Here is a 14332-nt window from a genome sequence, read left to right as displayed (position 1 = left end):
CTAGCGGCGCGGGGGCCGGTAGGTCCCCATGTCGGTCCTGAGACCGGCGACGAAGGCGGCATGGCCGTCGTCGCCGGCTTCAGTCGCGAGGCTTTCGGCCTCATGGATCAAACCCTCGACCTCGTCGGTCATGCCTGAGCCCAGCCGGACCAGCGTCCGCGCCCGGGCGCGCAGCAGGATCAGCGCCGCCGCCGGATAGCGGGCGGACAGGCGCGACGCCCACAGGGCGATGTCCTCATGCCCGCCGCGCAGCTCCCCGCCCCGCGCCTCGATCATCTCCGCCGCCTCGCGCAGGGCGGGCCAGGTCATCAGGAAGGCCAGCCCCTTCACCGGGTCGAAATAGGCCGCCGCATGGGCGAAGGCGCGGTCCAGGGCAGGCACGTCCTCGAAGTCCGGCAGTCGGGCGATGATGGCGCGCAGGGCGTCGGGAGACAGGGTGCGCTCGAACAGAATCCAGCGGGCCTGATCCGCCTCCCCGTCCCGCCCTTCGGCGTCCAGCACGGCGATCTCGGCCTCCAGCCATTGTTCCGGCGGCGGGGGCGCGGGCTCGGCCTTGCGGCCCCAGCGCGAAGGCGGCGGGGCGGCGGGGCGTGAGCCCTCCAGCGCGGCGCGCGCCTCCTCCACCCGTCCGGCGGCGGCCAGCCGCATGGCCATGACCGAGCCGACCTCGGGCCGATGGCGGTCGTCGTCGGGGATGGCGGCGATCCAGGCGTCGAGATCGCCGCTGCGCTCCGCCAGCTTGCGCACCACCAGCGCCAGCCGCCCGGTCGGACGCGGCTTGCCCTGGGTCAGCTCGGCCAGCAGGCCTGACGCCACCGCAGGGCTGAGGTCGCCCACGCCGCGCCCGATCCACGAGGCCCATTCCGACAGCCGGGTCGCCAGGGCGTCGGTCAGGATCGGCACGGCGCCTTCCGGCCCCAGGGCCGAGGCCAGCGTGGCCAGTTCGGCCGTCGCGCCGTCGAACAACACGGCCAGCTCGCCCTTGGGGTCCTTCACTCGCACGGCGAGCCCCGGATAGAGGTCGAACCACGCCACCATCCGGTCAAAGGCCAGCCGGGCGTCCAGCTCGGCCAGCCGGTCGACGATCATGCGGCGCAGGCTCTGCAGATCGCGCACCAGTTCTGGCCGCTTGCGCCAGGACACCCGCACCCGGCTGTCGCCCAGCGCGGTCAGCCGCTTGTCCAGTTCCAGCGCGAGGTCGGGCGCCCCGACCTCGCCCGCCAGTTCCATGCGCAGCCGCCGCTTCCACAGGGCGTCGCCCCCCGCGACCTCCATCAACAGCCCGGCCAGCCGGTCGGCGCCGAGCACCGACAGATTGGCGGCGGACAGGGTTTTCTTCGGGGGAGTCGGGCGCTTGGCCATGCGGTCTTCTAGGACCTCCGGCGAAGCCGAACAAACGCCCTTGCGCGTTCCACTGTTACAGCATAATGGAACACGCATGACGATCCCCCCCGCCCGAGCCGCGCTCCATGACGCCCTGCTGTCGCTGAAGACGGTCGAGGAGGTCGACGCCTTCCTGGCCGATCTCTGCACCCCGTCCGAATTGCGCGCCTTCGCCGAGCGGTGGGAGGTGGCCCGCCTGCTGGATGCGGGCGGAAAGTCGTACCGCGAGATCGCCGCCGAGGCGCAGGCCAGCCCGACCACGGTCGTGCGGGTCGCCCGGTTCCTGAAAGAGATGCCGCATCAGGGCTACCGCCTGGTGCTGGACCGACTGAAAGCCTGAGTTCACGCCATGAGTACTGTCGAGGGACGGCTCCGCATCGCCGTCCAGAAATCCGGTCGCCTGTCCGAACGCAGCCTTGATCTGGTGCGGGACGCGGGCCTGCGCGTGGTCAAAGGCAACAACGACCTGCTGTACCGGGTCGAGAACTATCCCATCGACCTGCTGCGGGTGCGCGACGACGACATTCCGACCTTCGTCGCCGACGGCGTCTGCGACCTGGGCATCGTGGGTGAGAACGTGCTGGAGGAAGGTCGCAACGGCGGACCGGTGGCGCAGGTGATCATGCCGCTGGGCTTCGGTCGCTGCACCCTCAAGATCGCCGTGCCGCCGACGCTGGACTACGCCGGAGCGGCCTCGCTGGACGGCAAGCGCATCGCCACCTCCTACCCGCGCGTGCTGCGCCGCTGGCTGGAGGCCGCAGGGGTCGAGGCCGACATCGTCACCATGCGCGGCGCGGTCGAGGTGGCCCCGCGGTTGAAGCTGGCCCACGCCATCTGCGACCTGGTCTCCACCGGCGCGACCATTGAGGCCAACGGCCTGGCGGCGCGCGACACGGTGCTGGAATCGCAGGCCGTGCTGATCCGATCGCCCGTCGCGCCCGAGCCGCAACTGGCCGACCTGCTGGACAGCATCATCGAGCGCATGTCGGGCGTCGTCGCCTCCCAGGGGGCCAAATACGTCATGCTGAACGCGCCCCGCTCCGCCCTGGAACAGATCACCGCCATCCTGCCCGGCGCCGGCGCGCCGACGGTCATGCCCCTGATGGGTCGAGACGACGCCGTCGCCGTCCACGCCGTCTGCCAGGAGGCCGTGTTCTGGGAGACGCTGGAGAAGCTGAAGGCCGTCGGAGCCTCGGCCATCCTGGTCCTTCCTATCGAGAAGATGATGTGATGCGCCGTTTCGACTGGTCTTCCCTCGACGCCGCCGGCCGCCGCGAAGCCCTGGCCCGGCCCGCCCGGCGCAGCGACGCGTCGGTCGCCGACGGCGTGCGCGTCATCTTCGACGATGTGCGGGCCCGGGGCGGCGCCGCCGTCGCGGACTGGAGCCTGAAGCTGGACGGCGCCGCGCCGCGCCGCATCGCCATCACCGAACAGGCCGTGTCCGAGGCCCGCGCCTCCCTGCCCCCCGCCGCCACCCGGGCCCTGCGCATCGCCGCCGAGAACGTCCGCATCTTCCACGAGGCGACCAAGCCCGAGGACAGCGCCTGGGTCGAGACCCGGCCCGGCGTGCGCTCGAAGATCGCCTGGCGGCCCATCGGTTCGGCGGGCCTCTATGTGCCCGGCGGCACCGCGCCCCTGTTCTCCTCCCTGCTGATGCTGGCCATTCCGGCGGGCGTCGCTGGGGTCGGGCGGCGCGTGGCCGTGACCCCGCCGTCAAAGGACGGCGATCCTCACCCCGCCATGATCGTCGCCGCCGCCGAAGCCGGGCTGGACGCCCTGTGGCTGATCGGCGGGGCGCAGGCGATCGCCGCCCTGACCTTCGGCGCGACCTTCGACGACGGCGAGATCGAACCGGTGGCCAAGCTGTTCGGGCCCGGCAATGCCTGGGTGGCTGAAGCCAAGAAACAGGCCTCGGCCCTGCCCGGCGGCCCCGCGGTCGACATGCCCGCCGGACCGTCCGAACTGCTGGTCATCGCCGACCGTGACGCCGACGCCGTGGTCGCCGCCGCCGACCTGCTGAGCCAGGCCGAGCATGATCTCGACGCGCAGGTCCTGCTGGTGTCCGAAAGCCGGGGCCTGATCGACGCCGTGCTGGAGGAGGTCGAACGGCAGCTTGAAACCCTGCCCCGCGCCGACATCGCCCGCGCCGCCCTGACCGAGGGCCGCGCCATCCGCGTCAGCACCATCGCCGAGGCCTGCGAGGTCTCCAACCTGTACGGCCCGGAGCACCTGGCCATCCAGACCCTGGACGCCGACCAGTGGATACCGAGGATCACCGCCGCCGGCGCCGTCTTCGTCGGTCCGAGCGCCGCGGAGGCTTTGGGCGACTACGCCTCCGGCCCCAGTCACGTACTGCCCACCGACGGCGCCGCCCGCACCATGGGGGGCGTCACCACCGCCAGCTTCATGACCTCCATGTCGGTCCAGTCCGTGACCGCCGCCGGAGCCGCCGCCCTGGCCCCCGTCGCGGCGCAGTTGGCCCGGATGGAGGGGCTCGAGGCCCACGCCCGCGCCGCCGATCTGAGGTCGGGCCGATGAAGAACCTGCCCGCGCCCTTCGCGCCGCTGGTGGCTGGCGGCGAGGGTCTGGACCGCTACCCAGCCGAGCCTCTGGCCCTCGCGGCCCGCATGGGCGAGGTCTACGGCCTGCCCGCCGACCGGGTGCTGCCGGTGCGCGGCCTGACTCACGGGCTGGAGCTGGTGTTCCGCCTCGCCGCGCTGGACGGCCTGCGGATCGAGGCTCCGGACGCCGAGCCCTACCGCGCGCTGGCCGCCCTCTATCGCCGCCCCATCGCCGGGGCCGGGACCGCCGCCGTCATCCTGCGCGCGCTCGGCTCGCCCGAGGCGGTGGCCGAGATGGCCGAGCGGGTCGCCCCCGCCCTGCTGGTCGTCGACGAGGGCATGGCCGAGTACGCGGACGCCGCCTCGGCCGTCGAAGCCATCGCCGGCCACGCCAATCTGATCGTCCTGCGCAGCCTGTCGATGGCCTATGGCCTGGCCGGCGCGCGCGTCGGGGCGGCGCTGGGACAACCCGAGGCGCTGGCGCGGCTGGCGTCGGTGCTGGAGCCCTACGCCCTGCCCGAGGTCTCGGTGCGGCTGGCGCTGCAGGCGCTGGATCCGTCACGCCTGATCGAGACCAAGGAGCGGCTGGCCGCCGTGCGTCGCGAACGCGAGCGCCTGGGCAAGGCTCTGGCGCGCGAGATGGCGGTCGAGCCCGGCTTCGGCCCCGTCCTGATCGCTCGCCCGTCGAACCCGGATGCGGTGCTGGCGGCCCTGACCCGCTACGGCGTCGCCGCCGAGATCGCGGGCGAACGCCTGCGCCTGCCGATCTCGACCAAGGCCGAGGTCAACGACCGGCTGTTGATCGCGCTCGACCTCGCCCCAGCCAGGGCGCGGCCCAACCGCATCGGTCAGGCCGTGCGCGACACAAAGGAGACGCGCATCGTCTGCGCCGTCGATCTGGACTCGACCGCGCCCGTCGTCATCGCCACCGGCGTCGGCTTCTTTGATCACATGCTGGAACAGATCGCGGCCCACGGCGGCTTCTCCCTGACCCTGTCGTGCGAGGGCGACCTGCACACCGATCCGCACCACACCATCGAGGACTCCGCCATCGCGCTGGGGCAGGCGCTCAAACAAGCCTTGGGCGAGCGGCGCGGCATCGCCCGCTACGGCTTCGTCCTGCCCATGGACGAGGCCGAGGCTCAGGTGTCGATCGATCTGTCGGGCCGTCCCTATCCAGTGTTCGAGGGCACGTTCGACACCCCCTTCATCGGCGACTACCGCACCGACCTGACCGCCCATGTCTTCCGGTCTCTGGCCGAGCACCTCGGCGCGGCGATCCACGTCTCGGTCAAGGGCGAGGACGACCACCATAAGACTGAGGCCGCCTACAAGGCCTTCGGCCGCGCCCTGCGCCAGGCCATCCGCGTCGAGGGCGAGGCCGTGCCCAGCACCAAGGGGGTGTTGTGAAGTCGGTCACCGTCCTCAGTTATGGCGCGGGCAACGTCGCCTCGGTGCAGTTCGCCCTGGAGCGGCTGGGCGCCGCCGTGCGCCTGACCTGCGATCCCGTCGACGTGGCCGAGGCCGAACGGCTGATCCTGCCCGGCGTGGGTCAGGCGGGCTATGCGATGAACCGGCTGGACGACCTGGGCCTGACCGAGGCCGTTCGCGCCTTTCCCCGCCCCCTGCTGGGGGTTTGCCTCGGCCAGCAACTGCTCTTCGCCGACAGCGACGAGGGCGGCGGCACGCCCCTGCTCAACCTGATCCCCGGACGGGTCCGCAAGCTGGAGCCGGGTCCGCGCCTGCCGGTGCCGAACATGGGCTGGTCGCGGTTGGACGTGATTCGCGAGGACCCGTTGCTGGAGGGGATCGGCGACGAGGCCTGGGCCTATTTCGTGCACGGCTTCGTCTGCCCGGACGGTTCCGCGACACTCGCTCGCGCCGACTACGGCGGCGTGGTGCCCGCCGTGGTGCGCCAGGCCAACCGCTGGGGCTGCCAATTCCATCCAGAGCGCTCGGCCAAGGCCGGCGCCCGAATCCTGAAGAATTTCCTGGAGCTCGACGCATGATCGTCTATCCGGCCATCGATCTGCGGGACGGCGTCTGCGTGCGGCTGATGCACGGCAAGTTCGATCAGGTGACCCGCTATGACGACGCCCCGGCCAAGCGGCTGGCCGCCTTTCGCGCGGCGGGCGCGACCTGGGCGCACATCGTCGATCTGGACGGCGCCGAGGCGGGCCGGGCGGTGCAGCATGCGCTGATCGGCGAACTGGCCGGGGCCATCGACATCCGCATCCAATCCGGTGGCGGCGTCCGCAGCGCGGACGACGTGGCCCGCCTGCTCGACGCGGGCGTCAGTCGGGTCGTGATCGGCTCGCTGGCGGTCACCCGACCGGACGAGGTGCTGGGCTGGCTGGAGCGCTTCGGTTCCGACCGCATCACCCTGGCCATCGACGTGAAGGCCGACGGCGACCGCTACGTTCCGGCGCTGAAGGGCTGGACCGAGGCTGCCGACGTGGATCTGTGGACCGCGCTGGACCGCTATCCGGTCGGCGGCGCCAAACACCTGCTGGTCACCGATGTGGGCCGCGACGGCGCCCTGACCGGGCCCAACCTGGACCTGCTGGCCGAGATCCACCAGCGGCGGCCCGATCTGTGGCTGCAGGCCTCCGGCGGGATCGCCGACCTGACCGACTTGACCGGCGCCCGTTCGGTCGGATCGTCGGGGGCCATCATCGGCCGCGCCCTGTACGAAGAACGGTTCACGCTGGAACAGGCGCTGGAGACCGCGCGCGCATGACTGCGAGACGCATCATCCCCTGCCTCGATGTGAAGGACGGCCGGGTCGTGAAGGGCGTCCGTTTCGAGGGCCACCGCGACATGGGCGACGCCGCCGAGTTGGCCGCCCGCTATCGCGATCAGGGCGCCGACGAACTGGTTTTCTACGACATCACGGCCAGCCCGGAAGGTCGCACGCTCGACTACGGCTGGGTGCGCGACATCGCCCGGCTGCTGGACATCCCCTTCTGCGTGGCGGGCGGCATCCGGTCGGTCGAACAGGCCGCGCTCTGCCTCGACCACGGCGCGGACAAGGTGTCGATCAACTCCCCCGCCCTGGAACGCCCCGAACTGATCGCCGAGATGGCCGATCGACTGGGGTCGCAGTGCGTGGTGGTCGGCGTGGATTCCAAGCGCGCGGGCGACGACTGGGTCGTGCACCAGTACACCGGCGACGCCGCCGCCAGCCGGGGCGCGGGCCGCCGCACCCTGGACTGGATCGTGGAGGCGCAAGGGCTGGGCGCCGGCGAGATCGTGCTGAACTGCATGGATGAGGACGGGGTGCGCCAGGGCTATGACCTGATCCAGCTGGCCGAGGCCCGCTCGCGCCTGACCGTTCCGCTGGTCGCCTCGGGCGGCGCTGGTTCGGCCGAGCATTTCCGCGATGTGTTCGAACGGGCCGACGTGTCCGGCGCCCTGGCCGCCAGCGTCTTCCACACCGGGGTTTTACCCATCCCCGAACTGAAGGCCTTCCTGACCCGATCGGGCGTCGAGGTGAGACCATGATCGATCCCAACACCCTGGACTTCGCCAAGGGCGGCGGCCTGATCCCCGTGGTGGTGCAGGACGCGGCCACCCTGCAGGTGCTGACGCTCGCCTATATGGACCGCGCCGCCTTCGACGAGACGGTGGACAGCGGCGAGGCGACCTTCTTCTCGCGCTCGCGCGGCGGGCGCTGGCGCAAGGGCGAGACCTCAGGCGATCGGCTGTATGTCGTTTCGATCACCGCCGACTGCGACGGCGACGCCCTGGTGCTGAAGGTCCGCCCCGTCGGCAACGCCTGTCACCTGAACCGCATCAGCTGTTTCGGCGACGAGGATGCGCCCGGCCTGGGCCGTCTCGCCCGGCTGGAGCAGACCATCGCCGTCCGCGCCGCCGCCGATCCGGCCGAGAGCTGGACCGCCCGCCTGCTGGCCGAAGGGCCCAAGCGGATCGCCCAGAAGGTCGGCGAGGAAGGGGTTGAGACCGCGCTGGCCGGCGTCGCCGGACCGGACGAGGAACTGGCGTCCGAAGCCGCCGACCTGATCTATCACCTGCTGGTCCTGCTGCACGCCCGCGGCATGGGGCTTGAGGCGGTGCTGAAGGTGCTGGCGGCGCGGGCCGGTCACTGAGGTGTGATGGACGGCCCCGGCCCGCGAGGCTAAGCCTTTGGCCATGACGCCGATGACGCTGACCGGATTCGGGACCTGCGCGCCGCGCGAACAACGCCCGTCGACGGCGCTGGACGCGGTTTTCGGACAGGCCCCGGGATGGACCGAAAGCCAGTTCGGGATCGCCGTCCGCGGCGTCGCCTCCCCCGACGAAACCACCTCGGCCATGGGCGCGGAGGCCGCCCGTCAGGCGCTGGCCATGGCCGGTTGGGCGCCCGAGGACCTGGACGTGATCATCGGCGCCTGCGGGGTGATGGAGCAGCCCATCCCCGGCACCTCGGTGCTGATCCAGCAGGCGCTCGGCCTGGGCAAATCCGGCATCTGGGCCTTCGACGTCAACCAGACCTGCCTGTCCTTCGTCGCCGCCCTGGACGTGGCCGCCATGGGGTTCGAGACCGGCCGTTTCCGCCGCGCCCTGATCGTGTCCAGCGACATCGCCTCCGCCGGTCTGGACTGGGAGGCGCCCCATGCGGCGGCCATCTTCGGCGACGGGGCGGCGGCCGTCTGCGTCGAAGCCGAGGCGGACCGGGACGGCCCCGGCCTGCTGGCGCGCGGATTCGAGACCTATGGCGAGGGCAAGGACCTGGCCACCCTGCGCTCGGGCGGCACCCGCATCCGCATCGAGCACGGGCTGGAGGCGCTGACTGAGGGCGCGCGCTTCCACATGGACGCCTTCGGCATCTTCAAGGCCGCGGCCCGTTGCCTGCCCGACCTGGTCGACCGGGTGCTGGGCGAGGCCGGACTGACCCGCGAGACCGTCGACGTGATCGTCCCCCATCAGGCCAGCGCGCCGGGGGTCGAGCATGTGCGGCGGCTGATGGGCGCAGACCCGGCGCGGGTGATCGACATCTTCGCCACCCGCGGCAACCAGATCGCCGCCTCCCTGCCGACCGCCCTGGCCGAGGCGCAAGCGACCGGCCTGCTGGGCCCGGGGAAGACGGTGCTGTTGCTGGGAACCGCCGCCGGCGTCAGCGCCGCCGCCATGGTGATCCGCACATGAGCCGCCGCGCCCTCGTCACCGGCGCCACCGGCGGGCTGGGCCTGGCGCTGGTCGCCGCCCTGGTCGAGGCCGGCTACGCCGTGCGCGCCTCGGGCCGCAAACCGGAGGCGCTGGAACGGCTCAGGACCATGGGCGCCGAGCCCTTCGGCGGCGACCTGCTGGACCAGACCGACGCCGCCTGCCGCGACATCGACGTGGTCTTCCACGCCGCCGCCCTGTCTAGCCCCTGGGGCCCCGATGCGGACTTCGAACTGGCCAATGTCGAGTTGACCCGACGCCTGCTGGAGGCGGCGCGCCGGGCCGGGGCGGACGGCTTCATCTTCGTCTCCTCGCCCTCGGTCTTCGCCCGCTGGGGCGACCAGACCGGCCTAACCGAGGACAGCCCGCCCAACCCCAGGCCGCTCAACGCCTATTCCCGCACCAAGGGCGAGGCCGAGCGGCTGGTGCGCGCCGCCGACGCGCCCGGTTTCCGCACCGTCTCCCTGCGCCCGCGCGCCATCATCGGGCCGGACGACACCGTCCTGCTGCCGCGCATCCTCAGGCTGGTGAAGACAGGCCGCTTCCCCCTGTTCAGGGGCGGTAAGGCCCTGGTCGAACTGACCGACAGCCGGGACGCCGCCCGCGCCTTCCTGCTGGCCGACCAGCATCGCGAGACCGCCGGAGGGCAGGTGGTCAACATCACCTCGGGCCGCCCCCTGCCGATTTCGGAACTGGTCCGACGGCTGGGCGACACCCTGGGCGTCGAGGTCCGGATCGTCCCCCTGCCGCTGGCGCTGGGGCAGGTCCTGTCGCTCGCCTCCGAGGCGGTCAGCCGCCTGTTGCCCGGACAGCCCGAGCCGATGCTGACGCCCTACACCCTGTCGACCCTGGCCTGGTCGCAGACCTTCGATCTGTCAGGGGCGAAACGGCTGATCGACTATGAACCGCGATACGACGCCGTCGAGACCGCCATGGCCGTGGCGCCAAGGCTGGCGGAGCGGGCATGACCCGCTGCCGGGTCCACATCCTGCGCGCCGGGGCCTGTTCGCATCCGGAGGTGATGACCCGCCGCGACGGGTCGTTGAAGCCCGCGGTCTTCCCGGCTCTGGCCGCCCTGATCGTCCACCCGGTCGAGGGCGCGATCCTGTTCGACACAGGCTACGACCCCGCCTTCTTCGAGGCGACGAAGGCCTTTCCGGAAATCCTCTACCGCTGGATGACCCCGGTCGATCTGCCGCCCGGCGAGACGGTGGCGGAGCAGCTTCCCGGGTTCGGCGTCCGGCCCGAGAATGTGACGGCGGTGATCGTCTCCCACTTCCATGGAGACCATGTCGCGGGGCTGAAGCGGTTCCCCAACGCGCGCATCTTCTGCGCGCGGGCGGGATTGGACCAGGTGCGCAAGCCGGGCCGGTTCGCCCGCGTCCGGCAGGGCGTGCTGGCCGACCTGGCCCCCGCCGACATCGACGCCCGCGCCGTCTTCTTCGAGGACCGGCCGCGCCTGCCGCTGGGACCGGACCTGTCGCCGTTCGAGGACGGAGCCGACCTGCTGGGCGACGGCTCCCTGCTGGCGGTCCAACTGCCCGGCCACTGTCCCGGCCACTGGGGCCTGGTGGTGCGGCAGGACGATGGGCAGACCCGCTTCCTGATCGCCGACGCCGCCTGGTCGAGCGGGGCCGTGCGCGACAACGTCCCGCCACCGCGCCTGACCACCGCCCTGCTGGGCCAGACCGGGCCGTGGCGCGACACCCTGACCGCCCTGCACCGTCTGTGGGACCGCAATCCCCACCTGCTGCTGACCCCGTCGCACTGCGGCGAGGTTCCCGTGGAGACGGCCCGTGCCGGCGATTGATCGTCCCGCCGTGCTGCGCGCCTGGTTGGACGCGCGCTGGACCGGGTCGCGGCTGACCACGTCGGCCGCCGTCGCCGCACGGCAGGCCTGGTTGTGGCGGCGGATGACGCCCGTCATCGCCCGCACGCCCGCCGTGGCTGACCTCGCCGGCCAGCCGCTCGAGGCCTTCCCCGTCCTGTCGCCGCAGGACGTGCGCGACGCCTTCGACCGCTGGAACACCCTGGGCCTGACCCGCGCCGCCGCCGAGGCCGCGGCCCGGAGCGCCGAGACCGGCGGTTCCGGCGAGGTCGCGCCCGGCGTGGTGGCGGGCTTCTCCTCGGGGTCGTCCGGCGCGCCCGGCCTGTTCATCAGCAGCAAGGCCGAACGCGCCGCCTATCTGGGCCACATGATCGCGCGGCTGATGCCCAAATCGGCCCTGTTCCGGAAAAAGCGGATCGGCCTCAGCCTGCGCGCCTCGTCCAAGCTGTACAGCGACGTGTCCGGGGCCGGGCCGTTCCGCTTTCTGTTTCTGGGGCTCGACGTTCCGGGCGAGGTCAAGCTGGAGCGGCTGGACGCCTTCGCCCCGCACATCCTGATCGCCCCCGCCCATGTGCTGGCCGATCTGACCCGGCGGGTGGAGGACGGCGCCCCGTGGCGGCCCGCCCGCCTGTTCTGGGGCGCCGAGCCCATGGGCGAGATCGAGCGCGACTGGATCGAGGCCACGCTCGAGAGCCGCCCCGCTCCCATCTATCAGGCCACCGAAGGCTTCCTCGGCGCGCCCTGCGTGCATGGGACCCTGCACCTGAACGAGGACGTGCTGATCGTCGAGCGCGAGCCCGTGCCGGGCACCAACCGCTTCCTGCCCATCATTACCGACCTGCGTCGAACGACCCAGCCGATGATCCGCCTGCGCCTGCCCGACCTCCTGGAGCCGCTGTCCGCCCCCTGCCCCTGCGGCTCGGCCCGGACGGCGATCCGCCCGGTCGAGGGCCGGCTGGAGGACCTGTGGCGCTGGAGCGGGATCGCGGTCCCGCCGCGCGCGGTGGAGGAGGCCGTCAGCGCCGCCCTTGGTCCGGCCGAAGAATGGCGCGCCGTCGCCGGACCGTCTCGTGTCATGGTCGAGGCGACCACGGATCGGGTTGGGGAGGCGGTGGAGGCCCTGCGCGCCCTGCTGACGGAGCGTGGCGTGACGGTCCCGGTCGAGGCTGGAGGCCCGCCGCCGCCCATCGGAGTCAAACGCCGTCGCGTGCGCTGGTCGAATGGCTGAGTGCGTCCTGGTCACCGGCGCTCGGGCCGTCTCGGCGCTGGACATCGCCCGCAGCCTGCGCGCCGCCGGGTTCGAAGCCCATCTGGCCGACTGCGTCCCCGCGCGGTTGGCCCGCTGGTCGAATAGCGGCGGGCCGGTGCACCGCCATGCCTCGCCGGTGGAGCGGCCCGCCGCCTTCGCCACCGACCTGCGCGCCCTGATTGATCGGTTGGAGCCCCGGTGGATCATTCCGGCCTGCGAGGAGGTCTTCCACCTGTCGGCGCTGGCCGCCGCCGAGGGCTGGTCTGACCGACTGCTGGCGCCGGATCCGGAGACCCTCGCGCACCTGCACGCCAAGGACCGTTTCGCCGCCCTGTGTGCACGGTTGTCCCTGCCGATCCCAGAGACCCGCACGGCGACCGGCGCCGCGGACCTCGTGGCCGCCGTCACAGCCATGGGAGACGTGGTGGTCAAGCCGGTCTGGTCGCGCTTCGGCGGCCGGACGCTGATCGCGCCGTCGCCCGCCGATCTGGCGGCGGTTGCACCGACCCCGGACCAGCTTTGGGTCGTCCAGCGCCGCATCGTCGGCGAAGAGGTCTCCTTCTACGCCGTCTGTCACGCCGGACGCGTGACCGCCTTCGCCGCCTATGTCTCGGACTGGCGCCTCCCGGGCGGGGCCGCCTACGTCTTCCATCCGGCCCCCGCGCAGACCGCCGAAACCCTGCACGCCATGGCCGATATCCTCGCCGCCGAGGCCGGGACCGGCCAGATCGCCTGTGACGCGATCGTCGACGGGGACGGCCGGCCGTGGCTGATCGAGTGCAATCCCCGCGCGACCAGCGGCGTGCATCTGTTCGGGCGCAGCGCCGCCTTCGGCCGGGCCCTCGTCGGACAGGGCGAAGCGACGCCCGATGACCGGCCCCGGCACCTCGGCCCCGCCCTGTGGCGCTACGGTCTGCCGCACGGCAAGCTGGCCGCCTGGCGGGACCAGCGGCGCAACGGTCTCGACGTCCTGACCCTGCCCGGCGACCGGGCGCCCCTGGCGGGCGCGCTGGTGGATACGTTCGGCTTCGGCGTGCGCGCCCTGCGTCGCGGCCAATCCCTGACCGCCGCCACGACCGCCGACATCGAATGGAACGGCGAGCCGCTGCCCCCTGACCGCTGGAGCCGCCGGTGACACCCTTGCCCGAGAGCCTGTCCCGCAGTTGGCAGATCGCCGCCCTGTCGCGTGAGCTGCAGGGCCGACCGTTGGCCCGAACCATCGCCGACACTCCGCTGGTGCTGTTCAGGGGATCGGACGGCGCCGTAGCCGCCCTGATCGACCGTTGCCCGCACCGCAACTATCCGCTGTCCGAAGGCCGCGTCGTCGAGGGCGCGCTCCAGTGCCCCTATCACGGCTGGCGGTTCGCGGCGGACGGCGCCTGTGTCGAGGTGGCGGGGTGCGACCTGGGCCAGGGCGACGGCCGGCGACTGTCCGCCGCCGCCGTCGAGGCGCGCGAGATCAACGGCGCCGTCTTCGTGCGGCTGGCGCCCGGCGGGTCGGACCTGCCCGACCTCGGCGTCTGGGACGCGGCGGATCACGATCACTTCTGGTGGGAGCAGGGCCTGTGGCGCGGCCGGACCCTCGACGCGCTCGAGAACGTCATGGATCCCTTCCACACCAACCACGTCCACGACGGCGTCATCCGCCGCAGCACCCGGCGCATGCCGGTGACGATGTCGATCCGCGCCGGCGAGACCTGGCTGGAATCGATCATCCACCAGCCGCAGCCCGACCTCGGCTGGATGTCGCGCCTGTTGGAGCCGCCGCGCGAGCGCAGCGTCACCCGCCTGCACGCGCCCAACATCATCCAGGCGCGGTGGGAAGGGCCAAAGGGACTGACCCTGCTGGTGACCGTCTTCTTCTCGCCGGTCACGGCCACGTCGCTGAGGCTGTTCGCCCGTTTCACCACGCCGAAAGGACGCGGACCCGGCTGGCTCAAGCAGGCCGCGATCCGGCTGTTCATGGAGCGGGTGGTGGCGCAGGACAAACACGCCCTGGCCACCCAGCTGGACAATATCGAACGCTTCGGCGCGCCGCGTTTCCTGCAGGGGCCCGGGGACTTCCCCGGCGCGCGGGTGGCGATGCTCTATCAGGGCCAGACGCTCGAACCGGCCGAGGAAGGCCCGTTCGCCTGCCGCCTCTAG

At 72.2% G+C, this 14332-nt stretch carries 15 protein-coding genes; 14 read left to right on the top strand and 1 reads right to left on the bottom strand.

All coding sequences use genetic code 11. From position 1 onward, the window contains the following. Window positions 1-1362: a DUF6880 family protein gene (locus tag AC1RRF_RS16245; protein WP_492836406.1), complete on the bottom strand. Its 1362-nt coding sequence runs from the start codon at window positions 1360-1362 to the stop codon at window positions 1-3. A 76-nt stretch (window positions 1363-1438) separates the two neighbouring features. On the opposite strand from AC1RRF_RS16245, the gene AC1RRF_RS16240 reads away from it, so the two are divergent. The 14 genes from AC1RRF_RS16240 to AC1RRF_RS16175 are packed head-to-tail and all read left to right on the top strand — an operon-like array spanning window position 1439 to window position 14332. Then, window positions 1439-1723: a YerC/YecD family TrpR-related protein gene (locus AC1RRF_RS16240; protein ID WP_492836404.1), complete on the top strand. Its 285-nt coding sequence runs from the start codon at window positions 1439-1441 to the stop codon at window positions 1721-1723. Between the two features lie 9 nt (window positions 1724-1732). Beyond that, window positions 1733-2614 carry an ATP phosphoribosyltransferase gene (hisG, locus tag AC1RRF_RS16235; RefSeq protein WP_492836402.1) on the top strand — a complete coding sequence of 294 codons (882 nt, stop codon included), beginning with the start codon at window positions 1733-1735 and terminating at the stop codon, window positions 2612-2614. Beyond that, entirely contained in the window at window positions 2614-3921 is a 1308-nt protein-coding gene (gene hisD / locus AC1RRF_RS16230; protein ID WP_492836400.1) for a histidinol dehydrogenase, read from the top strand. The genes hisG and hisD overlap by 1 nt, the downstream gene beginning before the upstream one ends. Beyond that, window positions 3918-5354, top strand: a complete 1437-nt coding sequence (hisB, locus tag AC1RRF_RS16225; protein ID WP_492836398.1) for an imidazoleglycerol-phosphate dehydratase HisB — start codon at window positions 3918-3920, stop codon at window positions 5352-5354. Before hisD ends, hisB begins: the two co-directional genes overlap by 4 nt. After that, window positions 5351-5953, top strand: coding sequence for an imidazole glycerol phosphate synthase subunit HisH (gene hisH / locus AC1RRF_RS16220; protein ID WP_492836396.1), 603 nt, complete (start codon window positions 5351-5353; stop codon window positions 5951-5953). Before hisB ends, hisH begins: the two co-directional genes overlap by 4 nt. Further along, window positions 5950-6684, top strand: a complete 735-nt coding sequence (gene hisA, locus AC1RRF_RS16215) for a 1-(5-phosphoribosyl)-5-[(5-phosphoribosylamino)methylideneamino]imidazole-4-carboxamide isomerase (RefSeq protein WP_492836394.1) — start codon at window positions 5950-5952, stop codon at window positions 6682-6684. Before hisH ends, hisA begins: the two co-directional genes overlap by 4 nt. Then, window positions 6681-7448 carry an imidazole glycerol phosphate synthase subunit HisF gene (hisF, locus tag AC1RRF_RS16210; protein ID WP_492836392.1) on the top strand — a complete coding sequence of 256 codons (768 nt, stop codon included), beginning with the start codon at window positions 6681-6683 and terminating at the stop codon, window positions 7446-7448. The genes hisA and hisF overlap by 4 nt, the downstream gene beginning before the upstream one ends. Beyond that, the gene (gene hisIE, locus AC1RRF_RS16205) at window positions 7445-8053 is read left to right on the top strand and encodes a bifunctional phosphoribosyl-AMP cyclohydrolase/phosphoribosyl-ATP diphosphatase HisIE (RefSeq protein WP_492836390.1); all 609 of its coding nucleotides are present in this window, start codon (window positions 7445-7447) and stop codon (window positions 8051-8053) included. Before hisF ends, hisIE begins: the two co-directional genes overlap by 4 nt. Before the next feature lie 43 nt (window positions 8054-8096). Next, the gene (locus AC1RRF_RS16200; protein WP_492836388.1) at window positions 8097-9092 is read left to right on the top strand and encodes a 3-oxoacyl-[acyl-carrier-protein] synthase III C-terminal domain-containing protein; all 996 of its coding nucleotides are present in this window, start codon (window positions 8097-8099) and stop codon (window positions 9090-9092) included. Then, window positions 9089-10078 (top strand): NAD-dependent epimerase/dehydratase family protein, encoded by a 990-nt coding sequence (locus tag AC1RRF_RS16195; protein ID WP_492836386.1) that lies wholly within the window; start codon window positions 9089-9091, stop codon window positions 10076-10078. The genes AC1RRF_RS16200 and AC1RRF_RS16195 overlap by 4 nt, the downstream gene beginning before the upstream one ends. Next, complete coding sequence (locus AC1RRF_RS16190; RefSeq protein ID WP_492836384.1) at window positions 10075-10920, top strand: MBL fold metallo-hydrolase; 846 nt, start codon at window positions 10075-10077, stop codon at window positions 10918-10920. The genes AC1RRF_RS16195 and AC1RRF_RS16190 overlap by 4 nt, the downstream gene beginning before the upstream one ends. Further along, complete coding sequence (locus AC1RRF_RS16185; RefSeq protein WP_492836382.1) at window positions 10907-12166, top strand: cell division protein FtsA; 1260 nt, start codon at window positions 10907-10909, stop codon at window positions 12164-12166. The genes AC1RRF_RS16190 and AC1RRF_RS16185 overlap by 14 nt, the downstream gene beginning before the upstream one ends. Then, complete coding sequence (locus tag AC1RRF_RS16180; RefSeq protein WP_492836380.1) at window positions 12159-13322, top strand: ATP-grasp domain-containing protein; 1164 nt, start codon at window positions 12159-12161, stop codon at window positions 13320-13322. The genes AC1RRF_RS16185 and AC1RRF_RS16180 overlap by 8 nt, the downstream gene beginning before the upstream one ends. Further along, window positions 13319-14332, top strand: coding sequence for a Rieske 2Fe-2S domain-containing protein (locus tag AC1RRF_RS16175; RefSeq protein ID WP_492836378.1), 1014 nt, complete (start codon window positions 13319-13321; stop codon window positions 14330-14332). The genes AC1RRF_RS16180 and AC1RRF_RS16175 overlap by 4 nt, the downstream gene beginning before the upstream one ends.

Source organism: Brevundimonas sp. GW821-FHT12C05 (assembly GCF_058807475.1).
The sequence above is the reverse complement of the archived record's forward strand: the minus strand, read 5'-3'. Positions and strand labels throughout refer to the sequence as shown.

What these genes read in the sequence shown, in the direction of transcription:
- AC1RRF_RS16245 (WP_492836406.1), bottom strand. Translation starts at nt 1,362, where the DNA reads ATGGCCAAGCGCCCGACTCCCCCGAAGAAAACCCTGTCCGCCGCCAAT.
- AC1RRF_RS16240 (WP_492836404.1), top strand. Translation starts at nt 1,439, where the DNA reads ATGACGATCCCCCCCGCCCGAGCCGCGCTCCATGACGCCCTGCTGTCG.
- hisG (WP_492836402.1), top strand. Translation starts at nt 1,733, where the DNA reads ATGAGTACTGTCGAGGGACGGCTCCGCATCGCCGTCCAGAAATCCGGT.
- hisD (WP_492836400.1), top strand. Translation starts at nt 2,614, where the DNA reads ATGCGCCGTTTCGACTGGTCTTCCCTCGACGCCGCCGGCCGCCGCGAA.
- hisB (WP_492836398.1), top strand. Translation starts at nt 3,918, where the DNA reads ATGAAGAACCTGCCCGCGCCCTTCGCGCCGCTGGTGGCTGGCGGCGAG.
- hisA (WP_492836394.1), top strand. Translation starts at nt 5,950, where the DNA reads ATGATCGTCTATCCGGCCATCGATCTGCGGGACGGCGTCTGCGTGCGG.
- hisF (WP_492836392.1), top strand. Translation starts at nt 6,681, where the DNA reads ATGACTGCGAGACGCATCATCCCCTGCCTCGATGTGAAGGACGGCCGG.
- hisIE (WP_492836390.1), top strand. Translation starts at nt 7,445, where the DNA reads ATGATCGATCCCAACACCCTGGACTTCGCCAAGGGCGGCGGCCTGATC.
- AC1RRF_RS16200 (WP_492836388.1), top strand. Translation starts at nt 8,097, where the DNA reads ATGACGCCGATGACGCTGACCGGATTCGGGACCTGCGCGCCGCGCGAA.
- AC1RRF_RS16195 (WP_492836386.1), top strand. Translation starts at nt 9,089, where the DNA reads ATGAGCCGCCGCGCCCTCGTCACCGGCGCCACCGGCGGGCTGGGCCTG.
- AC1RRF_RS16190 (WP_492836384.1), top strand. Translation starts at nt 10,075, where the DNA reads ATGACCCGCTGCCGGGTCCACATCCTGCGCGCCGGGGCCTGTTCGCAT.
- AC1RRF_RS16180 (WP_492836380.1), top strand. Translation starts at nt 12,159, where the DNA reads ATGGCTGAGTGCGTCCTGGTCACCGGCGCTCGGGCCGTCTCGGCGCTG.